24 protein-coding genes and 1 pseudogene are annotated in these 25520 nt (G+C 71.7%); 7 read left to right on the top strand and 18 right to left on the bottom strand.

The annotated features are described in order from the left end of the window. Positions 1 to 21: 21 nt before the first annotated feature. From groL to GXP76_RS02305, 3 genes are all read right to left on the bottom strand, one after another. Positions 22 to 1647, bottom strand: coding sequence for a chaperonin GroEL (groL, locus tag GXP76_RS02315; RefSeq protein ID WP_242569689.1), 1626 nt, complete (start codon positions 1645 to 1647; stop codon positions 22 to 24). Positions 1648 to 1748: 101 nt separating this feature from the next. Beyond that, a complete protein-coding gene (gene groES / locus GXP76_RS02310; RefSeq protein WP_023539274.1) occupies positions 1749 to 2057 on the bottom strand; it encodes a co-chaperone GroES in 309 nt (102 codons plus the stop codon). Positions 2058 to 2291: 234 nt separating this feature from the next. Then, positions 2292 to 3344 carry a polysaccharide deacetylase family protein gene (locus tag GXP76_RS02305; protein WP_242569688.1) on the bottom strand — a complete coding sequence of 351 codons (1053 nt, stop codon included), beginning with the start codon at positions 3342 to 3344 and terminating at the stop codon, positions 2292 to 2294. Here GXP76_RS02305 and GXP76_RS02300 point away from each other — a divergent pair. The 4 genes from GXP76_RS02300 (at position 3339) to GXP76_RS02285 (ending at position 8412) form a co-directional block, all read left to right on the top strand. Then, complete coding sequence (locus GXP76_RS02300; RefSeq protein ID WP_374359651.1) at positions 3339 to 4721, top strand: class I SAM-dependent methyltransferase; 1383 nt, start codon at positions 3339 to 3341, stop codon at positions 4719 to 4721. The two genes, GXP76_RS02305 and GXP76_RS02300, sit on opposite strands and share 6 nt — an antisense overlap. Positions 4722 to 4897: 176 nt before the next feature. Next, positions 4898 to 7108, top strand: coding sequence for a Tox-REase-5 domain-containing protein (locus GXP76_RS02295; protein ID WP_242569686.1), 2211 nt, complete (start codon positions 4898 to 4900; stop codon positions 7106 to 7108). Between the two features lie 75 nt (positions 7109 to 7183). Next, entirely contained in the window at positions 7184 to 7897 is a 714-nt protein-coding gene (locus GXP76_RS02290) for a hypothetical protein (protein ID WP_242569685.1), read from the top strand. After that, positions 7894 to 8412 carry a hypothetical protein gene (locus tag GXP76_RS02285; RefSeq protein WP_242569684.1) on the top strand — a complete coding sequence of 173 codons (519 nt, stop codon included), beginning with the start codon at positions 7894 to 7896 and terminating at the stop codon, positions 8410 to 8412. Before GXP76_RS02290 ends, GXP76_RS02285 begins: the two co-directional genes overlap by 4 nt. Positions 8413 to 8640: 228 nt before the next feature. Here the strand turns inward: GXP76_RS02285 and GXP76_RS02280 are convergent. Together GXP76_RS02280 and GXP76_RS02275 are read right to left on the bottom strand one after the other, a co-directional pair. Further along, positions 8641 to 8997 (bottom strand): annotated as a pseudogene (locus GXP76_RS02280) (hypothetical protein); the annotation flags it as partial. 215 nt (positions 8998 to 9212) lie between these two features. Further along, positions 9213 to 9854: a hypothetical protein gene (locus tag GXP76_RS02275; protein WP_242569683.1), complete on the bottom strand. Its 642-nt coding sequence runs from the start codon at positions 9852 to 9854 to the stop codon at positions 9213 to 9215. 131 nt (positions 9855 to 9985) lie between these two features. Between GXP76_RS02275 and GXP76_RS02270 the strand changes: the two genes are divergently transcribed. Next, on the top strand, positions 9986 to 10786 hold the full coding sequence (locus GXP76_RS02270) for a metalloregulator ArsR/SmtB family transcription factor (RefSeq protein WP_242569682.1): 801 nt from the start codon (positions 9986 to 9988) through the stop codon (positions 10784 to 10786). Positions 10787 to 10840: 54 nt separating this feature from the next. Here GXP76_RS02270 and GXP76_RS02265 read toward each other — a convergent pair whose 3' ends face one another. From GXP76_RS02265 to tsaB, 6 genes are all read right to left on the bottom strand, one after another. Beyond that, on the bottom strand, positions 10841 to 12097 hold the full coding sequence (locus GXP76_RS02265) for an RNA polymerase sigma factor (RefSeq protein WP_242569681.1): 1257 nt from the start codon (positions 12095 to 12097) through the stop codon (positions 10841 to 10843). A 61-nt stretch (positions 12098 to 12158) separates the two neighbouring features. Further along, the gene (locus GXP76_RS02260) at positions 12159 to 12512 is read right to left on the bottom strand and encodes a YciI family protein (protein ID WP_242569680.1); all 354 of its coding nucleotides are present in this window, start codon (positions 12510 to 12512) and stop codon (positions 12159 to 12161) included. Positions 12513 to 12727: 215 nt separating this feature from the next. Continuing rightward, positions 12728 to 12979, bottom strand: coding sequence for a hypothetical protein (locus tag GXP76_RS02255; RefSeq protein ID WP_242569679.1), 252 nt, complete (start codon positions 12977 to 12979; stop codon positions 12728 to 12730). Further along, the gene (tsaD, locus tag GXP76_RS02250) at positions 12976 to 14079 is read right to left on the bottom strand and encodes a tRNA (adenosine(37)-N6)-threonylcarbamoyltransferase complex transferase subunit TsaD (protein ID WP_242569678.1); all 1104 of its coding nucleotides are present in this window, start codon (positions 14077 to 14079) and stop codon (positions 12976 to 12978) included. The genes GXP76_RS02255 and tsaD overlap by 4 nt, the downstream gene beginning before the upstream one ends. Further along, positions 14072 to 14554 (bottom strand): ribosomal protein S18-alanine N-acetyltransferase, encoded by a 483-nt coding sequence (rimI, locus tag GXP76_RS02245; protein WP_242569730.1) that lies wholly within the window; start codon positions 14552 to 14554, stop codon positions 14072 to 14074. The genes tsaD and rimI overlap by 8 nt, the downstream gene beginning before the upstream one ends. 74 nt (positions 14555 to 14628) lie before the next feature. Further along, on the bottom strand, positions 14629 to 15288 hold the full coding sequence (gene tsaB, locus GXP76_RS02240; protein WP_242569677.1) for a tRNA (adenosine(37)-N6)-threonylcarbamoyltransferase complex dimerization subunit type 1 TsaB: 660 nt from the start codon (positions 15286 to 15288) through the stop codon (positions 14629 to 14631). Between the two features lie 126 nt (positions 15289 to 15414). Here tsaB and GXP76_RS02235 point away from each other — a divergent pair, with 126 nt between their 5' ends. Continuing rightward, on the top strand, positions 15415 to 15942 hold the full coding sequence (locus GXP76_RS02235; protein WP_242569729.1) for a hypothetical protein: 528 nt from the start codon (positions 15415 to 15417) through the stop codon (positions 15940 to 15942). Positions 15943 to 16325: 383 nt separating this feature from the next. Here GXP76_RS02235 and tsaE read toward each other — a convergent pair whose 3' ends face one another. From tsaE to GXP76_RS02200, 7 genes are all read right to left on the bottom strand, one after another. Then, on the bottom strand, positions 16326 to 16883 hold the full coding sequence (gene tsaE / locus GXP76_RS02230) for a tRNA (adenosine(37)-N6)-threonylcarbamoyltransferase complex ATPase subunit type 1 TsaE (protein WP_242569676.1): 558 nt from the start codon (positions 16881 to 16883) through the stop codon (positions 16326 to 16328). Beyond that, on the bottom strand, positions 16855 to 18099 hold the full coding sequence (locus GXP76_RS02225) for an alpha/beta fold hydrolase (protein ID WP_242569675.1): 1245 nt from the start codon (positions 18097 to 18099) through the stop codon (positions 16855 to 16857). Before GXP76_RS02225 ends, tsaE begins: the two co-directional genes overlap by 29 nt. Continuing rightward, positions 18096 to 19310, bottom strand: a complete 1215-nt coding sequence (gene alr / locus GXP76_RS02220; protein ID WP_242569674.1) for an alanine racemase — start codon at positions 19308 to 19310, stop codon at positions 18096 to 18098. The genes GXP76_RS02225 and alr overlap by 4 nt, the downstream gene beginning before the upstream one ends. Before the next feature lie 126 nt (positions 19311 to 19436). Further along, positions 19437 to 20645, bottom strand: coding sequence for a S8 family peptidase (locus GXP76_RS02215; protein ID WP_242569673.1), 1209 nt, complete (start codon positions 20643 to 20645; stop codon positions 19437 to 19439). A gap of 671 nt (positions 20646 to 21316) precedes the next feature. Further along, the gene (tgmC, locus tag GXP76_RS02210) at positions 21317 to 22516 is read right to left on the bottom strand and encodes an ATP-grasp peptide maturase system methyltransferase (protein ID WP_242569672.1); all 1200 of its coding nucleotides are present in this window, start codon (positions 22514 to 22516) and stop codon (positions 21317 to 21319) included. After that, complete coding sequence (tgmB, locus tag GXP76_RS02205; protein ID WP_242569671.1) at positions 22513 to 23493, bottom strand: ATP-grasp ribosomal peptide maturase; 981 nt, start codon at positions 23491 to 23493, stop codon at positions 22513 to 22515. Before tgmB ends, tgmC begins: the two co-directional genes overlap by 4 nt. Positions 23494 to 23496: 3 nt before the next feature. Then, a complete protein-coding gene (locus GXP76_RS02200; protein ID WP_242569728.1) occupies positions 23497 to 23730 on the bottom strand; it encodes a putative ATP-grasp-modified RiPP in 234 nt (77 codons plus the stop codon). 220 nt (positions 23731 to 23950) lie between these two features. On the opposite strand from GXP76_RS02200, the gene GXP76_RS02195 reads away from it, so the two are divergent. Further along, positions 23951 to 25261, top strand: a complete 1311-nt coding sequence (locus GXP76_RS02195) for an XRE family transcriptional regulator (protein WP_242569670.1) — start codon at positions 23951 to 23953, stop codon at positions 25259 to 25261. Positions 25262 to 25520 lie beyond the last annotated feature (259 nt).

The following is a 25520-nucleotide window of genomic DNA, read 5'->3' as shown; positions in this document are numbered from 1 at the left end:
CGTGCCGGTGACCGGTGAAGGTCAGTGGCTGTGGCCGTGGCCGCCGTGACCGGCGTCGGCCTCTTCCTCGGCGGGCTTCTCGACGACCAGGGTCTCGGTCGTGAGGAGCAGCGCGGCGATGGAAGCGGCGTTCTCCAGCGCGGAGCGGGTGACCTTGACCGGGTCGATGACGCCGGCCTTCACCAGGTCGACGTAGTCGCCGGTGGAGGCGTTGAAGCCGTGGCCCTTGTCCAGCTCGGCGACCTTCGCCGTGATGACGTAGCCCTCCAGGCCGGCGTTCTCGGCGATCCAGCGCAGCGGCTCGACCACGGCGCGGCGGACGACCGCGACACCGGTGGCCTCGTCGCCCGTCTTGCCCAGGCCGTCCTCCAGCACCTTGGCGGCGTGCACCAGGGCGGAGCCACCACCGGAGACGATGCCCTCCTCGACCGCGGCGCGGGTCGCGGAGATGGCGTCCTCCAGACGGTGCTTCTTCTCCTTGAGCTCCACCTCGGTGGCGGCGCCGACCTTGATCACGCACACGCCGCCGGCCAGCTTCGCGAGGCGCTCCTGGAGCTTCTCGCGGTCCCAGTCGGAGTCCGTGGACTCGATCTCGGCCTTGATCTGGTTGACGCGGCCGGCGACCTCGGTGCTGTCGCCACCGCCGTCGACGATGGTCGTGTCGTCCTTGGAGACGGTGACGCGGCGGGCGGTGCCCAGTACGTCGAGACCGGCCTGGTCGAGCTTGAGGCCGACCTCCTCGGCGATGACGGTCGCGCCCGTGAGGGTGGCGATGTCGCCGAGCATGGCCTTGCGGCGGTCACCGAAGCCGGGGGCCTTGACCGCGACGGCGTTGAACGTGCCACGGATCTTGTTGACGACGAGGGTGGAGAGCGCCTCGCCCTCGACGTCCTCGGCGATGATCAGCAGCGGCCGGGAGCCGCCCGCCTGGATGACCTTCTCCAGCAGCGGGAGCAGGTCCTGGATGGAGCCGATCTTGCCCTGGTTGATCAGGATGTACGGGTCGTCGAGGACGGCCTCCATACGCTCCTGGTCGGTCACCATGTACGGCGAGAGGTAGCCCTTGTCGAAGGCCATGCCCTCGGTGAACTCCAGCTCCAGGCCGAAGGTGTTGGACTCCTCGACGGTGATGACACCGTCCTTGCCGACCTTGTCCATCGCCTCGGCGATAAGCTCGCCGACCTGCGAGTCCTGGGCGGAGAGCCCGGCGACGGCGGCGATGTCGGACTTGTCGTCGATCGGGCGGGCCGTGTCCAGGAGCTCCTTGGAGACGGCGGCGACGGCGGCGTCGATGCCCTTCTTCAGGGCGGCCGGGGAGGCGCCGGCGGCGACGTTGCGCAGGCCCTCGCGGACCAGCGCCTGGGCCAGCACGGTGGCGGTGGTGGTGCCGTCACCCGCGATGTCGTTGGTCTTGGTCGCCACCTCCTTCACGAGCTGGGCGCCGAGGTTCTCGTACGGGTCGTCGAGCTCGACCTCGCGGGCGATCGTGACGCCGTCGTTGGTGATGGTGGGGGCGCCGAACTTCTTGTCGATGACGACGTTGCGGCCCTTGGGGCCGATCGTCACCTTCACCGTGTCGGCAAGCTTGTTGACGCCGCGCTCAAGGGCGCGACGGGCGTCCTCGTCGAACTTCAGGATCTTCGCCATGGGAGCTTTCTCTTGTCCTCTCGAACGAACAACGAACTACGCCCCGGACCGCCCGGCGATGCGGGGGCCAGGGGCGCAGTTTCACAGCGGGACTGTGAGGATTACTTCTCGATGATCGCGAGCACGTCGCGAGCCGAGAGGACGAGGTACTCCTCGCCGCTGTACTTCACCTCAGTACCGCCGTACTTGCTGTACAGAACGACGTCGCCGACGGAAACGTCGAGCGGAAGACGCTCGCCGTTCTCGAAGCGACCCGGACCGACGGCCAGGACGACGCCCTCCTGGGGCTTCTCCTTGGCAGTGTCCGGAATAACCAGGCCAGAGGCCGTGGTCTGCTCTGCGTCGAGCGGCTGGACCACAATGCGGTCCTCGAGCGGCTTGATGGCAACCTTGGTGCTGGCGGTCGTCACGATCCGACCTCCCCCTTCGGAGATCTCACGGGGTTAACTGTCTGGGTGGCGTGACCGGGCACGATCCGTCGTCGCGGGTGCCGGACCTGTCCTGTCACGCATTGGCACTCTCCAGTGGGGAGTGCCAGACATGACACTATGACCGCGATTAGCACTCGGTCAAGCTGAGTGCCAGTCGAGGCCCGGCGGCAGTGCGTTCGGACGACCCCCCTCCGGACGCGCCCGCCCGCTTCCCTAGACGTAGTCCTCCAGCTTCGCCACCGCGTAACCCTTGTCCGTGATCTTCTTCATGACGTGCCGGATCATGTCGGGCATCGAGCCCTTCCACTCCTGCTTCCCGCGGAAATGCGTGAGGACGATGTCGCCGGGGTGCAGGTCCCGGTCCCACTCGCGCCACTCCATGTGGTCGGGGAACGCCTCGGACGACCAGAGCGGCACCGCCTTGACGCCGCAGGACTTGGCGGCGCGGAGGGTGGCGGCGTTGTAGTTGCCGTACGGCGGGCGGAAGAGTTCGGGCCGCTTGCCGTACCGCTTCTCGATCTTCTCCTGCTGGCCGCAGATCTCCCGCTTCTGCTTCTCGTAGGAGAGTCCGGGGAGGTAGGGGTGGGTGAGGGTGTGGTTGTGCAGGGAGACACCGCGGGCCTGCATCTTCTTGAAGTAGGCGTAGTCGTCGCGGATGACGTAGTCACTGAGGAAGGCGCTGTACGGGATCTTCAACTCGGTCATCATGTGCAGCAGTTCGGGGTCCTTCTCGGCGCCGTCGTCGATCGTCAGGAAGACGACCTTCTCCTTCGTCGGGACTCTGGTGAAGACCGGCGGGAGGGTCGCGCCGCCCGTGACCTCGAAGCCCTTGCGCGTGGTGACCCTCGGCTTCACCGCGGGCGGCGGGGGCGCGGCGAGCGGGGTCTTGGCGAGTTTCCACTTCTTCGCGGCCACGGCGCGGCGCGCCTGGGCCTTGGCGACGGCGGCCTCGGCCTTCTTCGCGTCCGCCTTTTCCAGGGCGTCGGCCTTCTTCAGGGCTTCGGCCTTCTTCGCGGCGTCCGCTTTCCGCACGGCGTCGGGGCCCGCCCGGCCGCCCGGTCTCTCGGAGGCGGTCTCGACGGGTCCGCCGCCACCGCCACCGCCGTCGCCGCTGCGGCCTCCGCCGCCCCGGTCGCCAGGCTCCCCCGCACAGGCGGAGCCGAGTGCGGCGATCAGGAGTACGGCGACGACCGCGCGCGTCCGTACGCCAGGGTGACTTTTCTGCCACCCTGCGGCCTTTTCTTCGTTTTGTCTTACTAGTTGCATGGCGCCGCATCCTGTCAGCGCGCGGCCCACGCGCCCGGCCGACACCGCCGGGGAGCGCCGGCGGTCCCCCGGCTGGCCCACAATGGCCCGGTGACCGACCGCACCCCCTCCCCCGCACCGCCGCCGTCCCCGCCGCCGCCGTCGCTCGCGCCGCTGCTCTCCGACGAGGGCCAGGCCCTGCTCGCCGCCCTCCGCGACCACGACCCGGCGCAGGAGCTGGCCCTGGCGACCCGGCTGCGCCGCGACCACCCCGCCGAACTGGTCTCGGCCGCCCTCGCGCAGGCCCGGCTGCGGCAGCGGGCGGTCGCGAAGTTCGGCGAACGGGACGCGTACCGCATGTACTTCACGCCGCACGGCGTGGAACAGGCCACCCGCACCTCGGTCGCCGCCCACCGGGCGGGCCGCTTCCGGGACATCGGCCTCCGGGCCGGCGGCCCCGCGCGGATCACCGACCTGTGCTGCGGCGTCGGTGGCGACGCGATCGAGCTGGCTCGCGCCGGGTTCGCCGTGACGGCGGTCGACCGCGACCCCGTGACCTGCGAGATCGCCGCGCTCAACGTCCGTACGCTGGCGCCGGACGCCCCGCCGGCGACGGTCGTGCGCGCGGACGTCATGACGTACGACCTGGCCGCCGCACCGCCCCCCGACGCCCTCTTCATCGACCCGGCCAGACGTGGCGGCCGGGGGCGGATCTTCGATCCCGAGGCGTACTCGCCGCCGTTGTCCTGGGCGGTCGATGCGGTACGCGCGGTCGGCGCCGGCGGCATCAAGATCGCGCCCGGCATCCCGCACGAGCTGGTCCCCGACGACTTCGAGGCCGAGTGGATCTCCGACGGCGGTGACGTGAAGGAGGCGGTGCTCTGGCACCACGCGACGGGGCAGGGAGCGGGTCCGGGATCCGGGCCCGAGTCCCGGCCGGGTGCGATCACGCCCGGTGCCCGGCGCGCCACCCTGCTCCCGGCCGGCCTCACCCTGACCGGCCGCGGCCTGCCGGACCCGCCGGTCAGAGAGGTCGGGCGCTATCTGTACGAGCCCGACGGCGCCGTCATCCGCGCCCATCTGGTCGCCGAGGTCGCCGACGAGCTGGACGGCGGGCTGATCGACGAGACGATCGCGTACATCACGGCGGACGAACGACGCCCCACGCCGTACGCCACGGCGTACGAGATCACCGACGAGCTGCCGTTCAACCTCAAACGCCTCAAGGCCCTGCTCCGCGAGCGCGGCGTCGGCATCCTGACGGTCAAGAAGCGCGGCTCGCCGGTCGAACCGGAGGAGCTGCGGCGGAGGATGAAGCTCCAGGGGCGGGAATCGGCCACGGTCTTCCTGACCCGGGTCGCGGGCGCGCCCACGATGCTGCTCGGCCGGCCTGCCTGAGCCACCCCGATCCCGGCCAATTGCTCGCGAATCGCCTTGCGCCGGCGCGTATTTGAGACGTTATTGGGCTCTGGACCCCTGCCTTTTGACGTGTTCCAGCCATAAGCTCCGCTGTCGGGGCGGTTTGACGTGTGCCGCCGGAACGCCGCGTATCGCGAGGGTGGTTGGGGCGAGAAATGGCTTCTTACGGGGGAACACCGGCGTACGACGGCGCGTGGACGCCACCCGATCCCGCCGGGCGGCGCGACATGCCTCAACTGCTGCATGTCGCACGGTGGTTGGTCCACGCGCTCTTCGGCTTCACCGTGCTGGGCGGAATCGGCCTGCTCCTGTCGGCCGCCGCGGCGGACGCGGTGGACGCCGAACTCATCGGTCTGACCGTGTGGGCGGCGGCGCCCGGCACCGCGGGATGGCTGCTGTCCCGGCGGCTGTGGACCGGCGGCGCGTGGGAGTGGCGGGCCCTGATCGCCGTACAGGCGTGGCTGGTTCTGGGCGGCGTCTCCAACATCACCGAGGGCTCCTTCCAGGGCTTCACCCAACTCGTGCTGCCGGTGCTGATCCTGGTCTTCCTGTGGCACCCCGGCAGCCGGGAGTGGCTGCGGCTCGCCCCCGAACGGCGTGCGGAGCACCGGCCGTTCTCGTTCGCCCGGTTCATCAGGTGGCGGAGCGACGGGGGCCAGACGGCGCTCGAATACCTCGGGCTGTTCGTCCTCGTCGCCGCGATCATCGTCGGGCTCACGGCGAGCGGTGTCGGCGGGCAGATGTCCAACGGCCTCCGGTCCGCGGTCTGTTCGATCACGGGCGCGGCGTGCCCGGCCGGCGGCGGCGACTCCGCCGATGCGGGCGACGGCCGGGACGGCGCCGACGGCGACCCGGCCGGCCCCGGCGATCCCGGGGACCCCGGCGATTCGCGGAACGACAACGGCGGCACCGTCCCCGTCGGCGTCGAGACCGACGAGGACCGCAACGAGGCCGCGGCGGACGAGCCCGGCTGGGAGGGCGACGAGGCCGCGGCCGGCAACGACGGCGACGGCGGGGAGAAGGCCGAGGACTGCGGGGGCTGGAGCTTCTTCTCCTGCGCGGCCGACCGCGGCGGCCAGGTCGTCAAGGGCCTCTTCGTGGACGGCGTCTGGGGCGACGTCACCGGCGTCTGGGACCTCGTCACCGACCCGGGCGGCACCTGGGACGGCCTCAAGGAGTACGGCAGCGGCCTGGGCGACAAGTGGTCCGAGGACTCCAAGGACGCCGGTGACAAGTGGGCGAAGGGGGACTACCTCGACGCCCTGACCGACTGGGGCGGCGCGTCCGTCAACACGGTGATCACGGCCGGCGACGACATGTTCGTCGGCGACGAGGTCCGCGACCGCTGGAACAACGGGGAGAAGACCCGGGCGGTCACCGACGTCGTGTGGAACGTCGGATCGATCTTCATCCCCGGCTACAACGCGGCGAAGGTCGGCGGGAAACTCGGCAAGGCCGGGAAGCTGGGCAAGCTCGGGAAACTCGGCAAGGCGGCCGACAAGGCCCGCGAGGCCGCCGACCGCGCCCGCAAGGCCGCGGCGAAGGGCGACGTCAAGGCCGCCGACGAGGCGGCGAAGGAGGCGCGGAAGCACGCCGACGACGCCGAGAAGGAGCTGGCGGAGAAGGGCTGTGTGATCAGCTCCGGCCCGATCGGCGGCCTCCCCGGCGGTACGGGCGGCTCCGGCGGACCGGCCGCCCAGCGGCCCTCGCTCGGCGGCGGCGTCAACGCGGCCGGGCGGACCGTGGCGGTCTACCGGGCGGGCGGCGTCCCCGTACTCCTGCCGTTCGAGAAGAAGTGCGACGGCGCGAGCCAGGAGGAGATCGACGCCGCCGAGCAGGCGAAGAAGGACGCCGCCGACGCGCAGGCGGCCAAGCGCGAAGCCGGCCAGAAGGCGGTCGCCAAGTGGAAGAAGCCGTCCTGGTACGGCGATCTGAAGAATCCGCGCAAGGGCTCGAAGGATCTCGGCGACGGCAAGTGGAAGACGAAGAAGTCGGTCGCGTACGGCCCCGCGATGGAGCGCTGGATGCGGTTCCAGGAGCAGGTCTCCGGGGTGAAGCGCGGCAAGGAGTACGGGGTGAAGGACCCGGACACCGGCCGCGACGTCGACTTCGACGGCTGGGACTCCGCCGGGCAGAAGTACAAGGAGGCGAAGTTCGGGTACGGGGGCAAGGTCCGTCCGGATGGCACCCTGGAACCCGCACAGGCCACCAAGTGGGTCGAACAGGCGCGGCGCCAGGTGCGGGTGGCGAACGGCAAGCCGGTCGAGTGGAACTTCTCCAACAAGCAGGCCGCCGACGCAGCGCAGAAGGCGTTCGACGATGCTGGGGTGGACGTGGATGTCGTACACACGCCGTGGAAACCGTAGCGGCACGTGCGCGGCGGCGGGCAGCGGCGAGCGGCGACAGCCGGAAGCACCATCGGAGTCTCGGGAGTGACGGGCATGGCGAGCGAAACCATCGTGAAGGCGTCCTGGGGCCCCAGGCCCGAGTCCTGCGAGGAGCTGGCCGGCCGCTGGCTGGACCTGCTGGGGCGGCTGACCGAGCTGTCGGCCGGTGACCTGGCGGACTGGCGGTGGGACACCGACGGCGCCGCGCCGGGCGAGGCCGTGCCACGGGACATCGGCGCCTTCGCGGCGGCGGTGGACGCGGCGAACCCGCAGGACGACGCGGACGTCGTCGGCCGCACGGCCGTCGTCGTGGCCAGGCGGCAGGACGGCGGATACGCGCAGCTCAGGGTGGGGGCGGGCGGTACGGACGGGTACACACCGTTCGGCGCGACACTGCTGCTCTTCCCCGGCTCGCCGGACGCCGCCGCGCCCCTCGCGGACCGGCTCCCGGAGGCGCTGGCCGCCGTGGCCGGGGTCTGGGACGCGGACACCGGCGGCGCCCACGACCGTGAGCTGTTCGGCGCCCTGAGGTCCGCCTACGGTCTGCGGGCCTCGCACCCGCGCGCCGGCTGGTCCGTCTTCCTGTCGGCGAACCGGGCCGCGCGGGTGCCCGCGGACTTCGCCGCGCCACGCCTGAAGGCCGGGCCGGGCGGAGTCGTACTGAATGTGGGCACCACCACGGACGCGGTGCTCGCCGCGCACAAGACGCTGGCCGACGCGGGGGCGCTGGCACCACTGGCCACCCCCGCGGACCGGCCGAAGCTGTGACCGGCGGGGCTCCGGACGCGGCGGCACGCGACGCGCTCGCCTTCAAGGCGGCGGTCGACGCGCGGACCGCCGCCGTCGAGCGCCTCGCCACCGCCCCGTACGCCCCGCCCTGGCCGGACGGCGTGGACCCGGGCAGGTCCGGGTCGGGGGCGGATTTCGCGATCGTGGCGCTGCGGGTCAGCGCGGATTTCTACGAGGACGAGGACTTCGAGGTCCACGACACCGTCCTCGACGCGTACGAGACCGAACTGTGGGGCGTCGTCCACGCCCTCGACGCCCGGTGGGGCGCGCACCGGACCGTCGGGCTGTCGGTGTACGCCGACCGTCATCTGGCCGGGGAGCCGGTGCCGCCGTTCTACGCGTCCCTGTGCGAACTGGGCTACTTCGGCGACCTGGAGACATGGCGGGTGGGCGGACGTCTGGTCGCGGTCGGGGTGGGGCAGCCGGACGCGGAGGAGCCCGTGGTGCTGTTCGGGGCGGTCAGCGGCGCGCCGGACCCGGACCCGGCCGACTGAGAGCGCCCCGACGCCACACCCCTGCGGCGGCCGGTGTCAGTCCCCGTCCTTCTCCATCCGGGGCCCGCCGGACTTCGGCTCCGTGGACTCGGTCGGCCCGTTGGACGGTTTTTTCAGTTCCGGCGGCTTACTCGGTTCCGGGGACTTACTCGGTTCTGTCTTCTCCGACTCCGCCGGCTTCTTCGGCTCGGTGGCCTTGAGCTGGGCGTCCAGGATCGCCGTGTCCAGGTCGGTGATGTCGTCCGCGTAGATCCGCGAGAGCGGCTGCGGGCCGATGTACTGCTGGCAGTTGCACTGCGCCGGCTCGTACCGCTTCGGTTTCCTGTTCTCGTCCCAGGCCGTCGCCACTTCCACGCGCTCGTGGCACTTGCCCTGCCTGTCGTGCTTGGCGAGATGGTGCGTGCACCCGCAGACGGGCTCCGGCGGTTTGTGTGACTCCTCCAGGGCGAGCCGGCCGCCCTCGACGAGCTTGAGACGCTCCACTCTTCGCTCGTGCCGGGTGCGCAGCGCGCTCCGGCCCGTATCGGCGACCCAGCTGAAGCCACCGACCATGAAGAAGACGAATATCCACCACAGCCAGTTCATCCGCCGCCCCTTCACCCCATGAAATGGCGCATGCGTTCCACCCAGGATAGAACGGGAGGCGTAGGAACGGCCTCAGGGAGCGGGTGCGGACTTCGGGACGTATCCGGACAACACGCGCCACTCGCGCCCCCGGAATACCACGATTTTCGCGGTTTCAGCGGTGAGCACCGCTTGAGCCCGTTGGGGGTACGGAGCTCGGTACGCGCCCGGCACGGTCACCCGGCGGGAGTCGCCCTGGCCGTGACCAGCCGGACGGCCCACCGGTAGTGCGTGACGGCCTTGGTGACGCCGATCAGCCCGGCGATCCAGAAGAGGGTGCCCGCGCCCATCAGGTACACGACCTCCGCGTACGTGTCCTGGCCCCGGCGCGCGCTCGCGGGCGTGTCCAGGGACAGCCACAGACCGAACGCCCCGGTCAGGAACGAGGTGAGCAGCCAGCACAGGCTCACGCCAGGCAGCCGCAGGCGCGCGTCGCGCACCGGGTCGCTCGCCAGCGCCGCCCACTGCCGCGTCAGCCCGCGCATCGCGTGGTCCCGGCGCAGCAGCAGGCCGAGGACGATCCCGGCGGCGGTCATGGCACCGAGACCGAACGCCGCAAGGAGCCCGCCCATGATCACGCCGAGCGGATCGACGGCCTCATCGTCCAGTGCCTTCAGCGCCCCGCCCACCATCAGCCAGCCGAACTGCACCCCGGCGACGAGCAGCAGGAACTGCGCGAGCCGTGCGAACCCCATGCTCCGCCCGACGAGCCAGCCGAGGATGCCCGCGCGGTCGGCGAGCATCGCCTGGTCGTCGGGCCAGGTGCGTATGTGTACGGGCGGCGGGGGCGGCGGCAGCGCGGGGGTGCGGCGAGACATACGGCGAGCTTATTGCCCGGTCCCGCCCCGTCCCGTCCTGCCCTGCCCCCTGCTGGCGTCGATTGACATGCAGCCATCCGGCTGCCTAAATTATAGGCAGCCGGATGGCTGCATATTGAAGGTGACGGGTGATGGACGAAGTCTTCAGAGCGCTGGCCGACCCGGGCCGGCGCCGGCTGCTCGACAGTCTCGACGCCCGCGACGGGCAGAGTCTGCGGGAGCTGTGCGCCGGGCTGGACATGGCCAGGCAGTCGGTCAGCAAGCACCTGGCGGTGCTGGAGGCGGCGCATCTCGTCACGACGGTCCGGCGCGGCAGGGAGAAGCTGCACTACCTCAACGCCGTACCGATCAACGCCATCGCCGACCGCTGGATGGACAAGTACGACCGGGGGCGGGCGAGCGCCCTCGCGGACCTCAAGACGGCACTGGAGGACAGCACCATGACCACGAAGGACAACGACACCGCGTTCGTGTACGTCATCCACATCAACACCACCCCCGAGAAGCTGTGGCGGGCGCTGACCGACCCGGCGTTCACCCGGCGCTACTGGGGAGTGACCTTCGAGTCGGACTGGCGGGCCGGGTCGGAGATGTCCTGGGAGCAGTTCGGCGTCAAGATCACCGACCCCGGGCAGATCGTGGTGGAGTCGGAGCCGTACCGCAGGCTGGCCTACACCTGGCACACCATGACGCCGGAGTTCGCCGAGGCGACCGGCCTCGGCGAGGAGTACCGCGTCAGGGCGGCGGCCGAGGGGCGGTCGACGGTGACCTTCGAGATCGAGCCGGTGGGGTCGACGGTCAAGCTGACCGTGATCCACGACGGCTTCCAGCCGGGCTCCACCATCCTGTCGAGCGTCAGGGAGGGCTGGCCGGCGCTGCTGTCGAGCCTCAAGACGCTGCTGGAGACGGGCCGGGCGCTGCCCGAGGAGTGAGCCCCCGCCTCCACGGTCGCGGCAGCGCGCTCACCGGGTCCGGGGGCCGCGGGCTCACCGGGTCCGGGCCGCCCGCTCCTCCAGCAGCGCGCGTTCCCGTTCGTTGCGGGTCAGTCCGGCCGCCCGTACGAACTCCGCCCGCGCCTCCTCCGTGCGGCCCAGCCTGGCCAGCAGATCCCCGCGCACGCTCGGCAGCAGGTGGTAGCCCTTGAGCGCGGGCTCCGCCGCCAGCGCGTCGACCAGCGCCAGGCCGGCCTCGGGCCCGTCGGCCATCGAGACGGCCACCGCGCGGTTCAGCTCCACGACGGGCGACGGGTTGAGCGCGGCGAGACGCCCGTACAGCGCGGCGATCGCGGCCCAGTCCGTGGACTCGTACGTCACCGCCCGCGCGTGGCACGCGGCGATCGCGGCCTGGAGGGCGTACGGGCCGGGGGCCCCGTCCACCGCGCTCGCCCGGGTCAGGGCCTCGGCGCCGCGGCGGATCAGCCGCCGGTCCCAGCGCGAGCGGTCCTGGTCGGCGAGCAGGACGGGCGCGCCGTCGGGTCCGGTACGGGTGGCCGTACGGGACGCCTGGAACTCCAGCAGGGCCGCCAGGGCGTGCACTTCGGGCTCGCCGGGCATCAGCCCGCTCAGTACGCGCGCGAGCCGCAGCGCGTCCTCACAGAGGCCGGGGCGCAGCAGGTCGTCCCCGGCGGTCGCGGAGTAGCCCTCGTTGAAGACGAGGTAGATGACCTCCAGCACGGACGCCAGGCGCGCGTCGCGCTCCGCGCCGTACGGCACCTCGAAGGGCACCCCGGCCTTGGCGAGGCTGCGCTTGGCGCGCACGATGCGCTGGGCGACGGTGGACTCCGGCACCAGATAGGCGCGGGCGATCTCGTCGGTGGTGAGTCCGCCGAGCAGCCGCAGGGTGAGCGCGACGCGCGCCTCGGTGGACAGCACGGGGTGGCAGGAGACGAAGACGAGCCGCAGCAGGTCGTCGTCGATGTCGTCCGGCTCGGCGGGCTCGGGCGGCGGGGCCGTCTCCTCCAGGGTGCGGCCGACCTCGGCGAGCTTGCGCGAGTACGTCTCACGGCGGCGTACGAGATCGATGGCACGGTGCTTGGCCGTGGCCATGAGCCAGGCTCCCGGTCTGTCCGGGACACCCGACTCCGGCCACTGTTCCAACGCGGCGACCAGGGCGTCCTGCGCCAGTTCCTCGGCGATGCCGACGTCCCGCACGATGCGCGCGACGGCAGCGATGATCCTCGCCTGCTCGATCCTGAATACCGCTTCCACCGCGCCCGCGCTGCCACTGTCTGCCGTCACGGCCACCCATCAGAACACCGAGGGCGGACGGACGCCAGCGCGGGGTGGCGGGCGTGCGGCCCCGCGGTTACTCGCCGATCTCGCGCACCTGGACCGAGATCGTCCAGGTGTCCTCGTGGATCTGGAGGAACCGCTTGCTCCACTCGACGGCCTCGGCCTGGTTCTTGGCCTGGAGGATCGAGTAGCCGCCGATGACTTCCTTGGCCTCGGTGAAGGGCCCGTCGGTGACGGAGATCTTCCCGCCGGACCACAGGACACGGGTGCCCTGCGCGGACGGGGTGAGCCCGGCGGTCTCCAGCATGACGCCGGCCTTGTTCATCTCCTCGATGAGCTCGCCCATGCGGTCCATCAGTTCGGCGCTGGGGCCCTCGGAGGGAACGTTGTTCTCGTCCAGGTGGATGGTGGTCAGATAGCGCGGCATGGTGACTCCTCGGTGTGCGGGTGTGCCGGTGTGCGGGATGTTCCCCGCCTCTCACCCTTGCGTCGAACGGGCGGGGCCCGGATCGACACACGCCGCGACCTTTCCCGGAACTTTTCCCGGACCGGGCAGCCGGGCGGCCTCACCGTCACCGTCCGCTTTCCGTGACGTGACGTGACGTGACCGCGCGGGCCGGGCCGATCGGGCGGGCCCGGCCGCTACTCCGCCGTCTCGAACCGCCAGCGGTGCACCGGGCGGGCCACCAACTCGCCCGCCGGGGCCGGGATCTCGGGCAGTTCCGCGTCGTACGGGGCGTCCCACCAGGTCATCACCAGCACCCGGCCGCCCGGCGCGGTGAGCGTCTCGCGGCGCTCCGGGGCCGGGTCGAGCGAACACGACCGGGCCCACGCCAGCAGCTCCGCGCCCCGTCCGGGCGCGGCCTTGGCCTCCCACATCAGCGCGACCGTCATGTGTAGAGGTTGTCCTTGCTGACCTCGTGCACATGGTCGTGGCCGTGCGCGTGGCCCTGACCCGGTACGTGCGTCTCGGTCACCGGCAGCGAGGAGTCCGCCGACAGGTCCCAGTCCGACGCGGGCCGGTTCCGCGCCACCATCTCCGCGCCGAGCGCCGCGACCATCGCGCCGTTGTCGGTGCACAGGCCGGGCCGGGGCACCCGCAGCCGGATGCCCGCCCGCTCGCACCGCTCGGCGGCCAGCGCGCGCAGCCGGGAGTTGGCGGCGACACCGCCGCCGATCATCAGATGGTCCACGCCCTCGTCCTTGCAGGCGCGCACCGCCTTTCGCGTCAGCACGTCCACCACCGCCTCCTGGAAGGACGCCGCCACGTCCCGTACGGGCACGTCCTCCCCCGCCGCGCGCTTCGCCTCGATCCAGCGGGCCACGGACGTCTTGAGCCCGGAGAAGGAGAAGTCGTACGGGGCGTCGCGCGGGCCGGTCAGTCCGCGCGGGAAGGCGATCGACGCGGGGTCGCCCTCGCGCGCGAGCCGGTCGATCACCGGGCCGCCCGGGAAGCCCAGCTGGAGCACGCGCGCGATCTTGTCGAAGGCCTCGCCCGCCGCGTCGTCGATGGTCGCGCCCATGGGGCGCACGTCGGCGGTGATGTCCGGCGCGAGCAGCAGCGACGAGTGCCCGCCGCTGACGAGCAGCGCCATCGTCGGCTCGGGCAGCGGCCCGTGTTCGAGCTGGTCGACGCAGATGTGGGAGGCGAGGTGGTTCACGCCGTAGAGCGGCTTGCCGAGCGCGTACGCGTACGCCTTCGCCGCCGACACCCCGACCAGCAGCGCGCCGGCCAGTCCGGGGCCGGCGGTGACCGCGATCCCGTCGAGGTCGCGGGCGCTCACCCCCGCCTCCCTCAGCGCGCGCTCGACGGTCGGCACCATCGCCTCCAGGTGCGCGCGGGAGGCGACCTCGGGGACGACACCGCCGAAGCGGGCGTGCTCGTCGACGCTGGAGGCGATGGCGTCGGCGAGGAGGGTCGTACCGCGGACGATGCCCACGCCCGTCTCGTCGCACGACGTCTCGATGCCGAGGACGAGGGGTTCGTCAGCCATGGATCTCAGTTCTTCCTTGTCCGTGGGGGCCGTCCAGCAACGACAGGCGCATGACGAGCGCGTCGACGTTGCCCGGCTGGTAGTAGCCCCGGCGGAAGCCAACGGGCTCGAAGCCGAAACGCTCGTAGAGTTTCTGCGCGCGGGGGTTGTCCACCCGTACTTCGAGCAGCACCTCCTCGCACTCGAAGGCGGTGGCGTGCTGGAGGAGATCGGTGAGCAGCCGCGAGCCGAGCCCGGTCCCCCACTGGTCCCGGGCGGCGCCGATGGTCTGTACGTCACCGAGACCGCCGGCGGCGGCGAGTCCGGCGTAGCCGACGATCCGGCCCTCGGGGGTCTCGGCGACGACGTAGCGGCGGGTGGCGGCCGGGCCGCGCGCGTGGGCCAGCTCGGACCAGAACATGCCGGGCGACCAGGCGTCCTCGGGGAACAGGTCGTACTCCAGGGCGAGCACGGTCTCGATGTCCCACCAGCGCATCTCGCGCAGCGTCGGGCCGGTCCGTCCGGTCGGCCCGCTCGGCCCGGTCGTATCGGTGGCGTCGGTCGCGTCGGTCACCGGGGAGTGACCACCTTGTAGTTCTTGGGCACCTGCGCGTCGGGGCGGCGCAGATAGAGCGGCAGCGGCGGCAGGAACCCGTCGGTGTCGCCCGCCGCGAGCCTCTCCGCGGCGAGGGACGCGAGCGCGGCGGCCGACTGGTGCCCGGGGGGACGGGTGTCGGGGAACGCCTCCGGGTAGAGCGCGCCGCCCGCTCCGACGACCGGCAGTCCGGCCAGCTCCGCCGCGATGTCGGCCGGCCGGTCGACCGCGGGCTCGGTCAGCCGCGTGCGGGAGTCGGCGTACCGCGCCCAGTAGACCTCCTTGCGGCGCGCGTCGGTCGCCACCACGAAGGGCTCGTCGAGTCCGGCGGCGTACGCGAGCCCGTCCAGCGTGCACAGTCCGCGGACCGGCACCCCGAGGGTCGAGCCGAAGGCCGCGGCGGTGACGAGGCCGACGCGCAGTCCGGTGTACGGGCCGGGGCCCACACCGACGACCAGGTCCGTCACCGCGCCGAGCGCGCGACCCGCCTCGGCGAGTACACGGTCGACGGCGGGCAGCAGCAGTTCCCCGTGCCGGCGGGCGTCGACCTGGCTCTCGGCGGCGAGGACGGAGACACCGTCGTGGAGGGCGACGGTGACGGCTGGCGTGGCGGTATCAACGGCGAGCAGGAGCACACAAACAGCCTACGGCTCCCGGCACCGGGCACGGCGCCCTGTCCCCTCTCCCGCCTGCTGCTACCGTCACCACCGAGACGTACGTACGAGAGGTGGATCAACGTGTCCAGGAGCAGCTCGGGATTCGTGGCCGGGCTCACCGCGCTGGCCGTGGCCGGCGTCGGTTTCCTCGCGTACCAGGCGTCGGCGAATGTGCCGGACCAGCTCGCATCGCCCAAGAAGCCCAGCTCCTCGGCCTCCGCCACCCCCGCACCGGAGAAGAAGAAGGACGCGCACGCGCTGCCCCCGAAGTCGGGCAGCGGTGTCCGCGTCGTCTACGCGCTGGACGCCAAGCGCGTGTGGCTGGCGGGCAAAACGGGGCAGAAGCCCCGGACCTTCGCGGTCATGCCGAGCACGGTGAGCCCGCCGCCGGGCACGTACAAGGTCACGTCGCGGTCGGAGAAGGTCACCGGGTCGGACGGTGTGGACATCGAGCACGTGGTGCGGTTCGCGAGCGTGGACCGGGTCGCGATCGGGTTCAGTTCGGCGGTCGACGGGTCGATGGCGAGCCCGGACCCGGCGCTGAAGACGGGCGGCGTGCGGATGAGAACGGCGGACGGGGACGCGATGTGGGCGTTCGCGACGGTCGGTTCGAAGATCGTCGTGGTCCCTTAGTCCGCAGTACGTGGTGCGTGGTCCCGTGGCGCTTCCGGTACGGGCCTACGCGGCGTCCTCCGCTTCCGTGTCGCCACGTGCCTCGGCCGGCGGGGTCGATACGGCGCTGGCCGCCGCGCACGATGCCAGCAGATCGCTCATCGACACGGACGAGGGATCGGGAGACGGGACCGCCGGCTGCGACGGTCGCGTTTCGGTGCTCTCTGATGCCGGCATGGATGCCTCCTGAGGCTCCGGGGGCAAGCTTGGTTAGGTAGACCTAACCAAATCTCGTTTACCATGTGACCACGCGCCGCACGGCACATGCAAGAGTTTACCGACGTCTTGTCGGAAAGCACGGACGCACGGTCGTGGTGAGAGCCCCCGTCGCCGCCGCGAGCGGCTCAGCCGGCGAGTGCTGCCAGGTCGACGCCGGACCAGCGCCCGCCGATGCCCGTCAGGGTGACCTCGCGCCGGTCGTCCTCGGGAACGAGCGGATCCGCGGCCCCCACGAGACGGTCGATCACCACGTGCAGCCGGTCGTCCGACAGCTCCTCGACCTTCCCGTCGCCCCACTCCACGACCACCACCGAGTCCGGCAGCGACACGTCGAGGTCCAGGTCCTCCATCTCGTCCAGACCGCCGCCGAGCCGGTACGCGTCCACGTGCACGAGCGGCGGCCCCGAGGCCAGGGAGGGGTGCACCCGGGCGATGACGAAGGTCGGCGACGTGACCGCGCCGCGTACGCCGAGCCCGGCGCCCAGACCACGGGTCAGCGTCGTCTTCCCCGCGCCGAGTTCGCCGGTGAGCATCACCAGGTCACCGGGGCGCAGCAGGGCGGCGAGCCTGCGGCCCAGCTCGCTCATGCGTTCAGGTGAGTCGACGGTGACACGGGCGGTGATACGGGCCGTCGCGGCCGTGCGGTCGCCGGTCTCAGCTGCCGGGCTGTGCGGTGCTTCCATAGAGACCCACGTTAGTGGCTGACGGGACGGCGCCCACCCGTACCAGCAGGTCCGCGAGCCGGTCGGTGACGGCCTCCGGATGCTCCAGCATCACCAGATGGCCGGCGTCGGGCACGATCACCAGCTCGGAGTCCGGCAGCAGGTCCGCGATGGCCTCGCTGTGCGAGCTGGGGGTGACGAGGTCGCGGTCCCCGGCCAGCACCAGCACCGGGACGTCGGCGAAGACCGGCAGCGCGTCCGACTTGTCGTGTTCGGTGAACGCCGGATAGAACTCCGCGACGACGTCGATCGGCGTCCCCTCGATCAGCCGCTCGGCGAACCGCGCCACCGCCGGGTCCACGTCCTTCGAGCTGAACGAGTAGCGCTTGATCAGGCCCGCGAAGAGATCGGCGGTGGCCCGCCGGCCCCGCTCGACCAGCTCGGTCTGCGAGCCGAGCGCCTTCAGTACGCCGGGCAGGACGCGGCGTACGGCGTTCACACCCGCCACCGGCAGCCCGAAGCTGACCTCGCCGAGCCTGCCGCTGGAGGACCCGACGAACGCGGCGCCGACGACCCGGTCTTGTACGAGTTCGGGGCAGTGGCCGGCGAGCGCCATCATCGTCATACCGCCCATGGAGTGGCCGACGAGGACGATCGGGCCCTCGGGCGCCGCCTCGTCGATGACCGCCCTCAGGTCGCGGCCGAGCTGGTCGATCGAGACGGGCACACCGTCCGGGCCCTGCTGCGCCGCGCCCCGGCCGGAGCGGCCGTGGCTGCGCTGGTCCCAGAAGACGGTCCGCACCAGACCGCGCAGGGCGGCGCGCTGGAAGTGCCAGGAGTCCTGGCTGAGGCAGTAGCCGTGGCTGAAGACGACGGTGACGGGCGCCGGGGCCTTGCGGCCGAAGAGCCTGCGGCGGCGCGGGGCGCCCGCGCCGGTCTGCGGGTCGACGTCGTCGACCTCGAAGTACAGCTCGGTGCCGTCGTCGGCGACGGCCGTGCCGGGGGTGCCGCGCAGCGCGCCGTACGGTCCCGCCGAGTCGAGTGCGAGCCGGGCCTTCTTCCGCATGCCCCGGCCCACGGTCAGCCGCTCGATGGCGACGCCCGCGGCGGCGCCGGCGGCGATCACGCCTATCGCCGTGCCGGCGATACCGGCCAGCCGCCAGTTGCCTCCGCCGTCGGCGGCCTCGGCCGCCCTCGCGGCGGCCGACGCCAGGTCCCCCGCTGTGCGCTCGCTCAACGTCCCGCTCCTCGTCCGTCTCCGCCGACACCCTCTTCATGCCCATCCGCCGCGTCCACATAGACGCGGGGAACGCGGGGACCGATCCGGGTCACGATCTCGTATGCGATGGTGTCGGCCGCCTCCGCCCAGTCGGCGGCGGTCGGCTCGCCGTTGTCCCCGGGCCCGAACAGGACGGCGGGCGCGCCCTCTCGCACGGCGTCGGCGTCCGGGCCGGTACCGAGGTCCACCACGAACTGGTCCATGGCGATCCGCCCCGCCACCCGCCGCACCGCGCCGCCGACGAGCACGGGGCCCCGGCCGGAGGCGTGGCGCGGGACACCGTCCGCGTACCCGAGGGGGATCAGACCGAGAGTCGTCTCGGCGGGGGTGCGGTACCGGTGGCCGTAACTGACGCCGTGCCCCTCGGGGACCCGCTTCACCAGTGCCACGGAAGCGGCGAGCGTCATCACGGGACGCAGCCCGAAGTCGGCGGGGACGCCCAGTTCGGGGCTGGGGGAGATGCCGTAGAGCGCGATGCCGGTCCGTACGAGATCGAAGTGCGACTCGGGGAGGGTGAGGGCGGCCGGGGAGTTCGCGATGTGCCGGACCTCGGGCTCGATGCCCGCCTTCTCGGCGTACCCGACCAGCTCGTGGAACACCTCCAGCTGCGCCGCCGTCGAGGGGTGGCCGGGCTCGTCCGCGCACGCGAAGTGCGACCACAGGCCGGTGACGCGGACGGTGCCCGCGACCTCGGCGGCGCGGGCGGCGGCGACGAGTTCGGGCCAGTCGGCGGGCTGGCACCCGTTGCGGCCGAGCCCGGTGTCCGCCTTGAGCTGGATCCGTGCGGTGCGCCCGGCCTCCCGCGCGGCTTCTGTCACCTCGCGCAGGGCCCACATCGCGGACACGGACATGTCGAGGCCGGCCTCGACGCCCTCGCGCCAGGGGTCGCCGGGGGTCCACAGCCAGCACAGGATCGGGGCCCGGATCCCGGCGTCACGCAGCGCGAGCGCCTCGTGCGGTGTCGCGGTCCCGAGCCAGGCCGCCCCGGCGTCGAGCGCGGCCCGCGCGCAGGGCAGCGCGCCGTGGCCGTAGGCGTCGGACTTCACGACGGCCATCAGGCCGGCGCCGGGCGCGAGGCGCGCCCGCAGGGCGCGGACGTTGCCGCGGAGCGCCCCGAGATCGATCTCGGCGCGCCCCCGCAGGGGGGAGGTGGGTACGGTTCCGGTCATCCCCCACAGTCTCTCAGAGCCCCCCGCCCCACCTGGGAGGTCCACCTGGGGACGGGGGTCCGGATCCGGGGAACGCACCGGGGGTGCCACGGGGCCGGAGCCCAGTGGCACCCCCGGCCAGTCCGGCTACGGGATGACGCGCAGCAGCCGGTTGGGCGTGCCGGTGCCGGGGTTGGTGACAACACCCGGGGTGGCGGCGGCGACCAGGGCACTCGACACCTGCGAGGGCGACGAGGTGGTGTGGTTGCCGAGGTAGATGGCGGCGGCGCCGGCGACGTGCGGGCTCGCCATCGAGGTTCCGGAGATGGAGCTGGAGGCGGTGTCGCTCGTCCGCCAGGCGGATGTGATGGCCGAGCCCGGCGCGAACAGGTCCACGAGCGAGCCGGTGTTGGAATAGCTGGCGCGGGCGTCGGTGCTGGTGGTGGCGCCTACGGTGATCGCCTCGGAGACGCGCGCGGGCGAGTAGTTCGACGCGGGGAGACCGTTGTTGCCCGCGGCGACCGCGTAGGTGATGCCGGAGGCGATCGAGTTGCGGACGGCGGTGTCGATGGCGGTGTTGGCGCCGCCGCCGAGGCTCATGTTGGCGACGGCGGGCTTCACCGCGTTGGCGGTCACCCAGTCGACGCCCGCGACGACCTGTGCGGTGGTGCCGGATCCGGCGTTGTTGAGGACGCGTACGCCGACGATCCTGGCCTTCTTGGCGACGCCGTAGCTGGTGCCCGCGACGGTGCCGGCGACGTGGGTGCCGTGGCCGTGGCCGTCGTCGGCGATCATGTCGTTGTCGATCGCGTCGTAACCGTAGGAGGCACGGCCACCGAAGTCGACGTGCGTGATGCGCACGCCGGTGTCGATGACGTAGGCGGTGACGCCCGAGCCGGCCGAGTCCGGGTAGGTGTAGCTGCCGTTGAGGGGCAGGTTCGCCTGGTCGATGCGGTCGAGGCCCCAGGACGGCGGATTGACCTGGGTGGCGGAGGCCTTGACGGTGGTGTCCTGGACGACCTGGGCCACCGCGGGGTCGGCGGCGAGCCGCTTGGCCTCGGTCTCGCTCAGATTGGCGGCGTAACCGTTGAGCGCGGCGCGGTAGGTGTGCGAGACCTCACCGCCGTAGCGGGTCATGAGGCGTCTGCCCTCGCTGGACGAGGACTTCGTACCGGAACGCTCGCTGAGGATGACGATGTAGCTGTCCTTCACGGCATTCGGGGCGCCTGCGCCGATGATGCGGCCTTCGGCGGGTGCGGCCTGGGCCGGGGTGACTGTCAGAGCGAGGCCGGCCGCCGTTGCTGCGGCCGAGAGCACTGCGACGATCCGCAGCCGGGTTCCGTGCGTCACTGCCATGGTCAGGTCCTCCTGCTTAGGTGGTGCGCTGCTCGGACAAGCGGAAGGATCTGGTTTCTGACGCGTTCATTACAAGAGGGCCTTGACGGCCAGCCGGCCGTGCCAGGCGCTTAGTTGCTGGTCGGCGCCGGGTCGGAGCGGTTCAGAAAGTTCTGTTGCGCGGCCCGCGGGCGGAAATCGTTCCACCGCTATGTCACATCCGCCGGTTTTTCCCGGCCGAACCGGAAGGAGCCACGCGGCCGGCCCCTCGCCATGGCGGACAACGCGCACGAGATCGTCGCGGGCACGGTCGGGCACGACGTACGGACCGTGCAGCGCCGGCCTCGCCACCCCTTACGCCGCGGCACGAAGCACCGATCCGGGGCCGCGCAAAGCCGAGTTGACCGTCGGGTTCGGCGCGAAGGCCCCCGGCTCGCGTGCAAGCAGGGCCGGCCAGTCATCGACTGGCGCCGCGACGACTCTCCTCCGACGTGGCCGGGGAGATCCATCAACTCCCTGCCACCCCTGTGCGCCGAACACGTCCGAATGCCGCTCCGCCAGTGGCCGTTCCCGCGCAGGACCGAGCACGCCGTACTGCGCGTACGAAAGCCCCACCTCCACGGAGTGCCGGGCACGCTCCACCGCCTGACCGAACACGGCCGGCTCGCCTCCGACAACGACGTACTCCGCCCCTACGGGGTGGGCAGTTTCAGGCAGGGCATCCGCGGGTGCCGCAGGTGCTGCCCGCCGTCGTGGATGTGCAGTCTGAACATCTCCGGCCCCGGCCGGCCGGCCGCGTCGTAGGCGTCCAGGACACGCTCGACGCACTCCCACAGCTTCACCGGGCCACACTCACGCACCTGCCATGCGCCGTCGTGGGGGGTGAGGGTGGCGGCCGAGCCGGTGACGACGTCGACCAGGTGCACGATCTCGTCGATGGTGGTCATCTGGGCGTCGGACACGGCACTCTGGGCGAGGAACCGCAGGTGGAACGCCTCCTCGGTCGCGGCGCTGACCCGCTCGGGGCTGTGCCGCGCACTGCGGGACTTCCCGGGCAGTTCCGCGGCCCAGTGGGCGGGGTTGCCGAATGCCGGCGCCGCGTGCGTGCGGGCCGGCATGAAGGACACGGTGCCGCCCAGCAGATGGCCCTCAGCGGTGCCGTCCTCGGCGACGGTGAGCAGGACACGGGCGTACCCGTACAGCCAGCCCGACAGGGTGAGCAGGATTTTCCCGCCCGGCCGAACCTGACCGAGCAGGGCCGGGGGCACCGCGCGGAAGGAGCAGACGGCGACGATCCGGTCGAACTTCGCTTCGGGCCAGTACCCGTACAGTCCGTCGGCCACGGCGAGGGTCGGGGTGTAACCACACCCGTACAGCGCGTTCGCGGCCGACTCCAGCCGGCGCGGGTCCACCTCGATGCTCGTGATATCGGCGGAGCCGAGCCGTTCGCAGGCGAGCGCGGTCGAGTAGCCGGTCCCGGTACCGATCTCCAACACCGTGTGCCCCTCGGTGACCTCGGCGTCTGCCCACATTCGTACGACCAGCGACGGCAGCGTCGAAGAGGAGGTCGGTGCTCCACCGTGGCGTGCGGCGGGCCGCGTCCAGTCGGGTTCGTCGCCGTCGAACTGCGTGATGAGCGTGGTGTCGGAGTACGCGGCGGCCAGCCACCGGCCGTGGTCGAGTCCCGCGGTGACCGGCTCCCACACCGTCAGCCCATGCCCGTCCCGTTCGACGGCGGGCAGATAGAAACCCGGCACGAACCTATGCCTGGGCACCGTCTCCACGGCCTGCCGCCAGGCCGGATCGGCAAGGACGCCGTCCTCGGCAAGTGCCTCCGCCATCGCCTCCCGCAGCCGTTGGGCGTCCTGCTCCAGATCGGCCGGCATCGTCATCGTCTGCCGCCTCCTTCCGTGCTCAGGATGTCGGCGAACGCGGTCGTGATGGCCGGCGCGTCCGGAAGCCAGCCCCACTGGCCATTGGGATTGCACTCGATCGCGGTCCAGTGCGCCGGGTCGTCCCCCTCCCCGGTGAGAGCGAAGTCGAAGCAGCCGAAGATCAGGCCGAACGACTCCAGATAGCTGTGCAGGGCGGCCTCGATCGGGGACGGAACGGTGATCGGGGCGTGAACCAGCTCGCCCCAGTCGCCTCTGCGCCAGTCCAAGGCACCGTCCGGAGCGGCGACCTGCTGGGCGAACACCCGGCGGCCGACCACGGTCACCCGCACGTCGGCCGTTTTGGGGACTTCGGCCTGGAAAAGATGTGCGGTCACCGCGAGTGCGGCGTCGAAGGTCTGTGGATCGACGCGCTGGGCCCAGATCGCCCCGGTGCGCCCGTCGCCGCCGGGAGGCAGGCCGCGGAACGTCTTGCAGATCACGCGTTCGTGGTCGGCTGCGAACTTCCGCGCCGCCTCGACATCGTTGGTGACGAGGGTTGGCGGGATCGCGAGGCCCAACCCGACGAACCGCTGGAGCTGCGAGGGCTTGAAGTCGGCGCGCGTTACCGCTGAGGGGTGGTTGACATACGTCGCACGGGTCAGGTGGTACAGGACGCCACCGAGCCCGTGCCTTGCCTCGGCAGCGGCGAACTCGCGCTGTTGCCGCGGCAGGTGCTCGAACCGTGCGCCGTACGGGGTGGGGCGGCGGCAGTACACCGCCGCCACCTCATCCAGCTCCACCTCCCGGCTCGCGGTGCGCAGCCGGCCGCCCCACGCCGGGCCGTCAGCACCGATGCGGAACCCGAAGGTCAGGCCGGGCCCGATGTCGGCGGGATCGACGCGCGCGACAGCCACCTCACGCTCGTTCAGCGCGGCGATGACCCAGTCCGCGGTGACGTCTTCCAGCGCGGTGAGGACCAGGACGGTGAAGGCCATCGGTCAGTCCGACTCGTAGTCGGTGATGTTGTCGTCCTGTGTCTGCTCCGGAGGTCTCTGCCCGTCACCGCCCCCGGACATCGACGCGGTGCCGTTCGTCTTCGAGGTGCCGTGCTTGCCCATCTCGACGGCCTGGCCGAGGGTGTCGGTGTAGCGAGCGGTCTGCGTGACCGGGTCGAGCGTCACCGTCGCGTACGACGGCGGGCGGACCGGAAGCCGGTCGGTGACCAGCCGCATCGCCCACGGAGCCTGGAGTGCACGCGTCGCCATGCGCTGTTCCTCCCCTTCTGTGCAGTGGCGGTCGGCCGGGCGGCTGCCACCTGTGCGGAATCGGTGATCCGCATCCGATTACAGAGCAACAGGCCGCGCTCGCACCATCGTTCGGGTGTCATCCCCCTGTCGTCTCCCTCCTTCGGATCGACCGGTGGGGTGGGCACCCGACTGCTTTCATAAGAGAGTGGACGAACTCATCCGGCATCCTCTGGCGTACGCGCGATGGACGCGCGGCTGGTCCCAGTCCGACCTCGCCCGGCAGATGAGGAACGCCGCCCGGCGCCGCGGTCTGCGCGCCGGCACGTCCCGGCAGCGCGTGTCCCTGTGGGAGAAGCGCGTGGTCCCGGACGACTTCTCCCAGATGCTCCTGTCCGATGTCCTGGACATCCCCTACGAACAGGCGACGGCTCTGGGCTGGCCTCACTGGCTTCCCGGCCACGAGACGTCCGCCTCCCTCGGGGCCGGGCTGACCGTCGCCGTTCTGAGAAAGGCCGTACTGATGGCCGTCGACCGCCGTACCTTCCTGGCCGTCACTCCGGCCGCCGTCGGCTCTCTTGCCCTCCAGTGGGCCACGATCGAACCAGTGCCGGCCGGCGGCGTGACCGGTGGACGCCCGGTGGACCCCGCGTTCGTCGGCTGGCTGGAGGAATCGGCCCACGGCCTCACCAGCATGCCTACGGCTCACCGTCAGCACACGGGTTCCCTTCTGGACGGGCACCTGGAAACCGTCGTCAACCTGCTGGAGCACAGCAGCTACAACCGCGCCTTGGGCAAGCGCCTGCACACCCTGGCCTCGGCCCTCGCCCAGACCGTCGCCTGGCATCGGTTCGATCATGAGCGCCACGCGGCGGCCAACCGTTACTGGCATGCTGCCGTGCACTGCGCCCATGAGGCCGGAAACACCGACATGGGCGCCGGGGCACTCTCCGACATCGCCTACCAGAGCATCTGGCTCGGCCGGCCCCGCGCCGCCGTCGACTGCCTCGGCCACGCGCTCTCGCGCACCATGAACCCCACGGCCCGCTCCCTACTGTTTCTGCGCAAGGCGCGGGCACACGCGATGCTCGGCGAAGCCCGGGACTGCTACCGCGAACTCGCGCGAGCCGAGAGACTCCTCAACTCGACCGCCGAGGAGGCCCCCGGCTGGTGCGCCTGGATGAGCCACGCCGACCTGTCGGTGGACACCGGCAGATGCCTGATCGATCTCGGCCGACCGCGCCGCGCGCATGATGAGATCACCCAGGGCGTCAGTCTCCTGCCCAGCACCCGGGACAAGACAAAAGCGGTCTTCCTCGCCTACGAAGCGGAAAGCCTGCTGGCCGGGGGCGAGGTCCAGCAGGCCGCGGAGCTGGCTTGCCGTTCCCTCGCCCTCGCCAGAGAGATCGGCGCATCGCGCTGCGTCCAGCAGATCCGCGACCTGTCCGGCGGGTTCTCGGCGTACAACTCGGAACCCGGAGTCGAACTCCTTCGACACCACGTCACCATGGCCAAGTGAAACCGGGGCGCCGGTCAGGCCGTGGATGCGCGGCGGGGCGGCGGTGATCAGGTTGAGCGTACCGAGTTCGTCGTCGGCTCCCCACCGGCCCCAGTTGTCCGGCAGGGCAGGCTCGGTCGGCTCGGTCAACTCGGCCATGCGGTCGGTCCCACTCCGCGTATCCACCGGGACGGCTGCCGTCTCCCGCCGCACGAGCAGGACGTTACTGACGGAGCTTCGGTTCATCCGCCACCATCTGGGCCCGTCCGTCGTCAGCCTC

This window comes from Streptomyces sp. NP-1717 (genome assembly GCF_022695985.1).
In the GTDB taxonomy this organism is placed as follows: domain Bacteria; phylum Actinomycetota; class Actinomycetes; order Streptomycetales; family Streptomycetaceae; genus Streptomyces.
Note: the sequence above shows the minus strand (reverse complement) of the source record. Positions and strands in the feature narration are given on the sequence as shown.

What these genes read in the sequence shown, in the direction of transcription:
- GXP76_RS02215 (WP_242569673.1), bottom strand. Translation starts at nt 20,645, where the DNA reads ATGGCAGTGACGCACGGAACCCGGCTGCGGATCGTCGCAGTGCTCTCG.
- GXP76_RS02290 (WP_242569685.1), top strand. Translation starts at nt 7,184, where the DNA reads ATGGCGAGCGAAACCATCGTGAAGGCGTCCTGGGGCCCCAGGCCCGAG.
- GXP76_RS02275 (WP_242569683.1), bottom strand. Translation starts at nt 9,854, where the DNA reads ATGTCTCGCCGCACCCCCGCGCTGCCGCCGCCCCCGCCGCCCGTACAC.
- GXP76_RS02270 (WP_242569682.1), top strand. Translation starts at nt 9,986, where the DNA reads ATGGACGAAGTCTTCAGAGCGCTGGCCGACCCGGGCCGGCGCCGGCTG.
- tgmB (WP_242569671.1), bottom strand. Translation starts at nt 23,493, where the DNA reads ATGGCCTTCACCGTCCTGGTCCTCACCGCGCTGGAAGACGTCACCGCG.
- tsaD (WP_242569678.1), bottom strand. Translation starts at nt 14,079, where the DNA reads ATGGCTGACGAACCCCTCGTCCTCGGCATCGAGACGTCGTGCGACGAG.
- GXP76_RS02260 (WP_242569680.1), bottom strand. Translation starts at nt 12,512, where the DNA reads ATGCCGCGCTATCTGACCACCATCCACCTGGACGAGAACAACGTTCCC.
- GXP76_RS02305 (WP_242569688.1), bottom strand. Translation starts at nt 3,344, where the DNA reads ATGCAACTAGTAAGACAAAACGAAGAAAAGGCCGCAGGGTGGCAGAAA.
- GXP76_RS02255 (WP_242569679.1), bottom strand. Translation starts at nt 12,979, where the DNA reads ATGACGGTCGCGCTGATGTGGGAGGCCAAGGCCGCGCCCGGACGGGGC.
- groL (WP_242569689.1), bottom strand. Translation starts at nt 1,647, where the DNA reads ATGGCGAAGATCCTGAAGTTCGACGAGGACGCCCGTCGCGCCCTTGAG.
- rimI (WP_242569730.1), bottom strand. Translation starts at nt 14,554, where the DNA reads ATGCGCTGGTGGGACATCGAGACCGTGCTCGCCCTGGAGTACGACCTG.
- alr (WP_242569674.1), bottom strand. Translation starts at nt 19,310, where the DNA reads ATGACCGGAACCGTACCCACCTCCCCCCTGCGGGGGCGCGCCGAGATC.
- tgmC (WP_242569672.1), bottom strand. Translation starts at nt 22,516, where the DNA reads ATGACGATGCCGGCCGATCTGGAGCAGGACGCCCAACGGCTGCGGGAG.
- tsaE (WP_242569676.1), bottom strand. Translation starts at nt 16,883, where the DNA reads ATGGAAGCACCGCACAGCCCGGCAGCTGAGACCGGCGACCGCACGGCC.
- GXP76_RS02295 (WP_242569686.1), top strand. Translation starts at nt 4,898, where the DNA reads ATGGCTTCTTACGGGGGAACACCGGCGTACGACGGCGCGTGGACGCCA.
- GXP76_RS02200 (WP_242569728.1), bottom strand. Translation starts at nt 23,730, where the DNA reads ATGCGGCTGGTCACCGACCGGCTTCCGGTCCGCCCGCCGTCGTACGCG.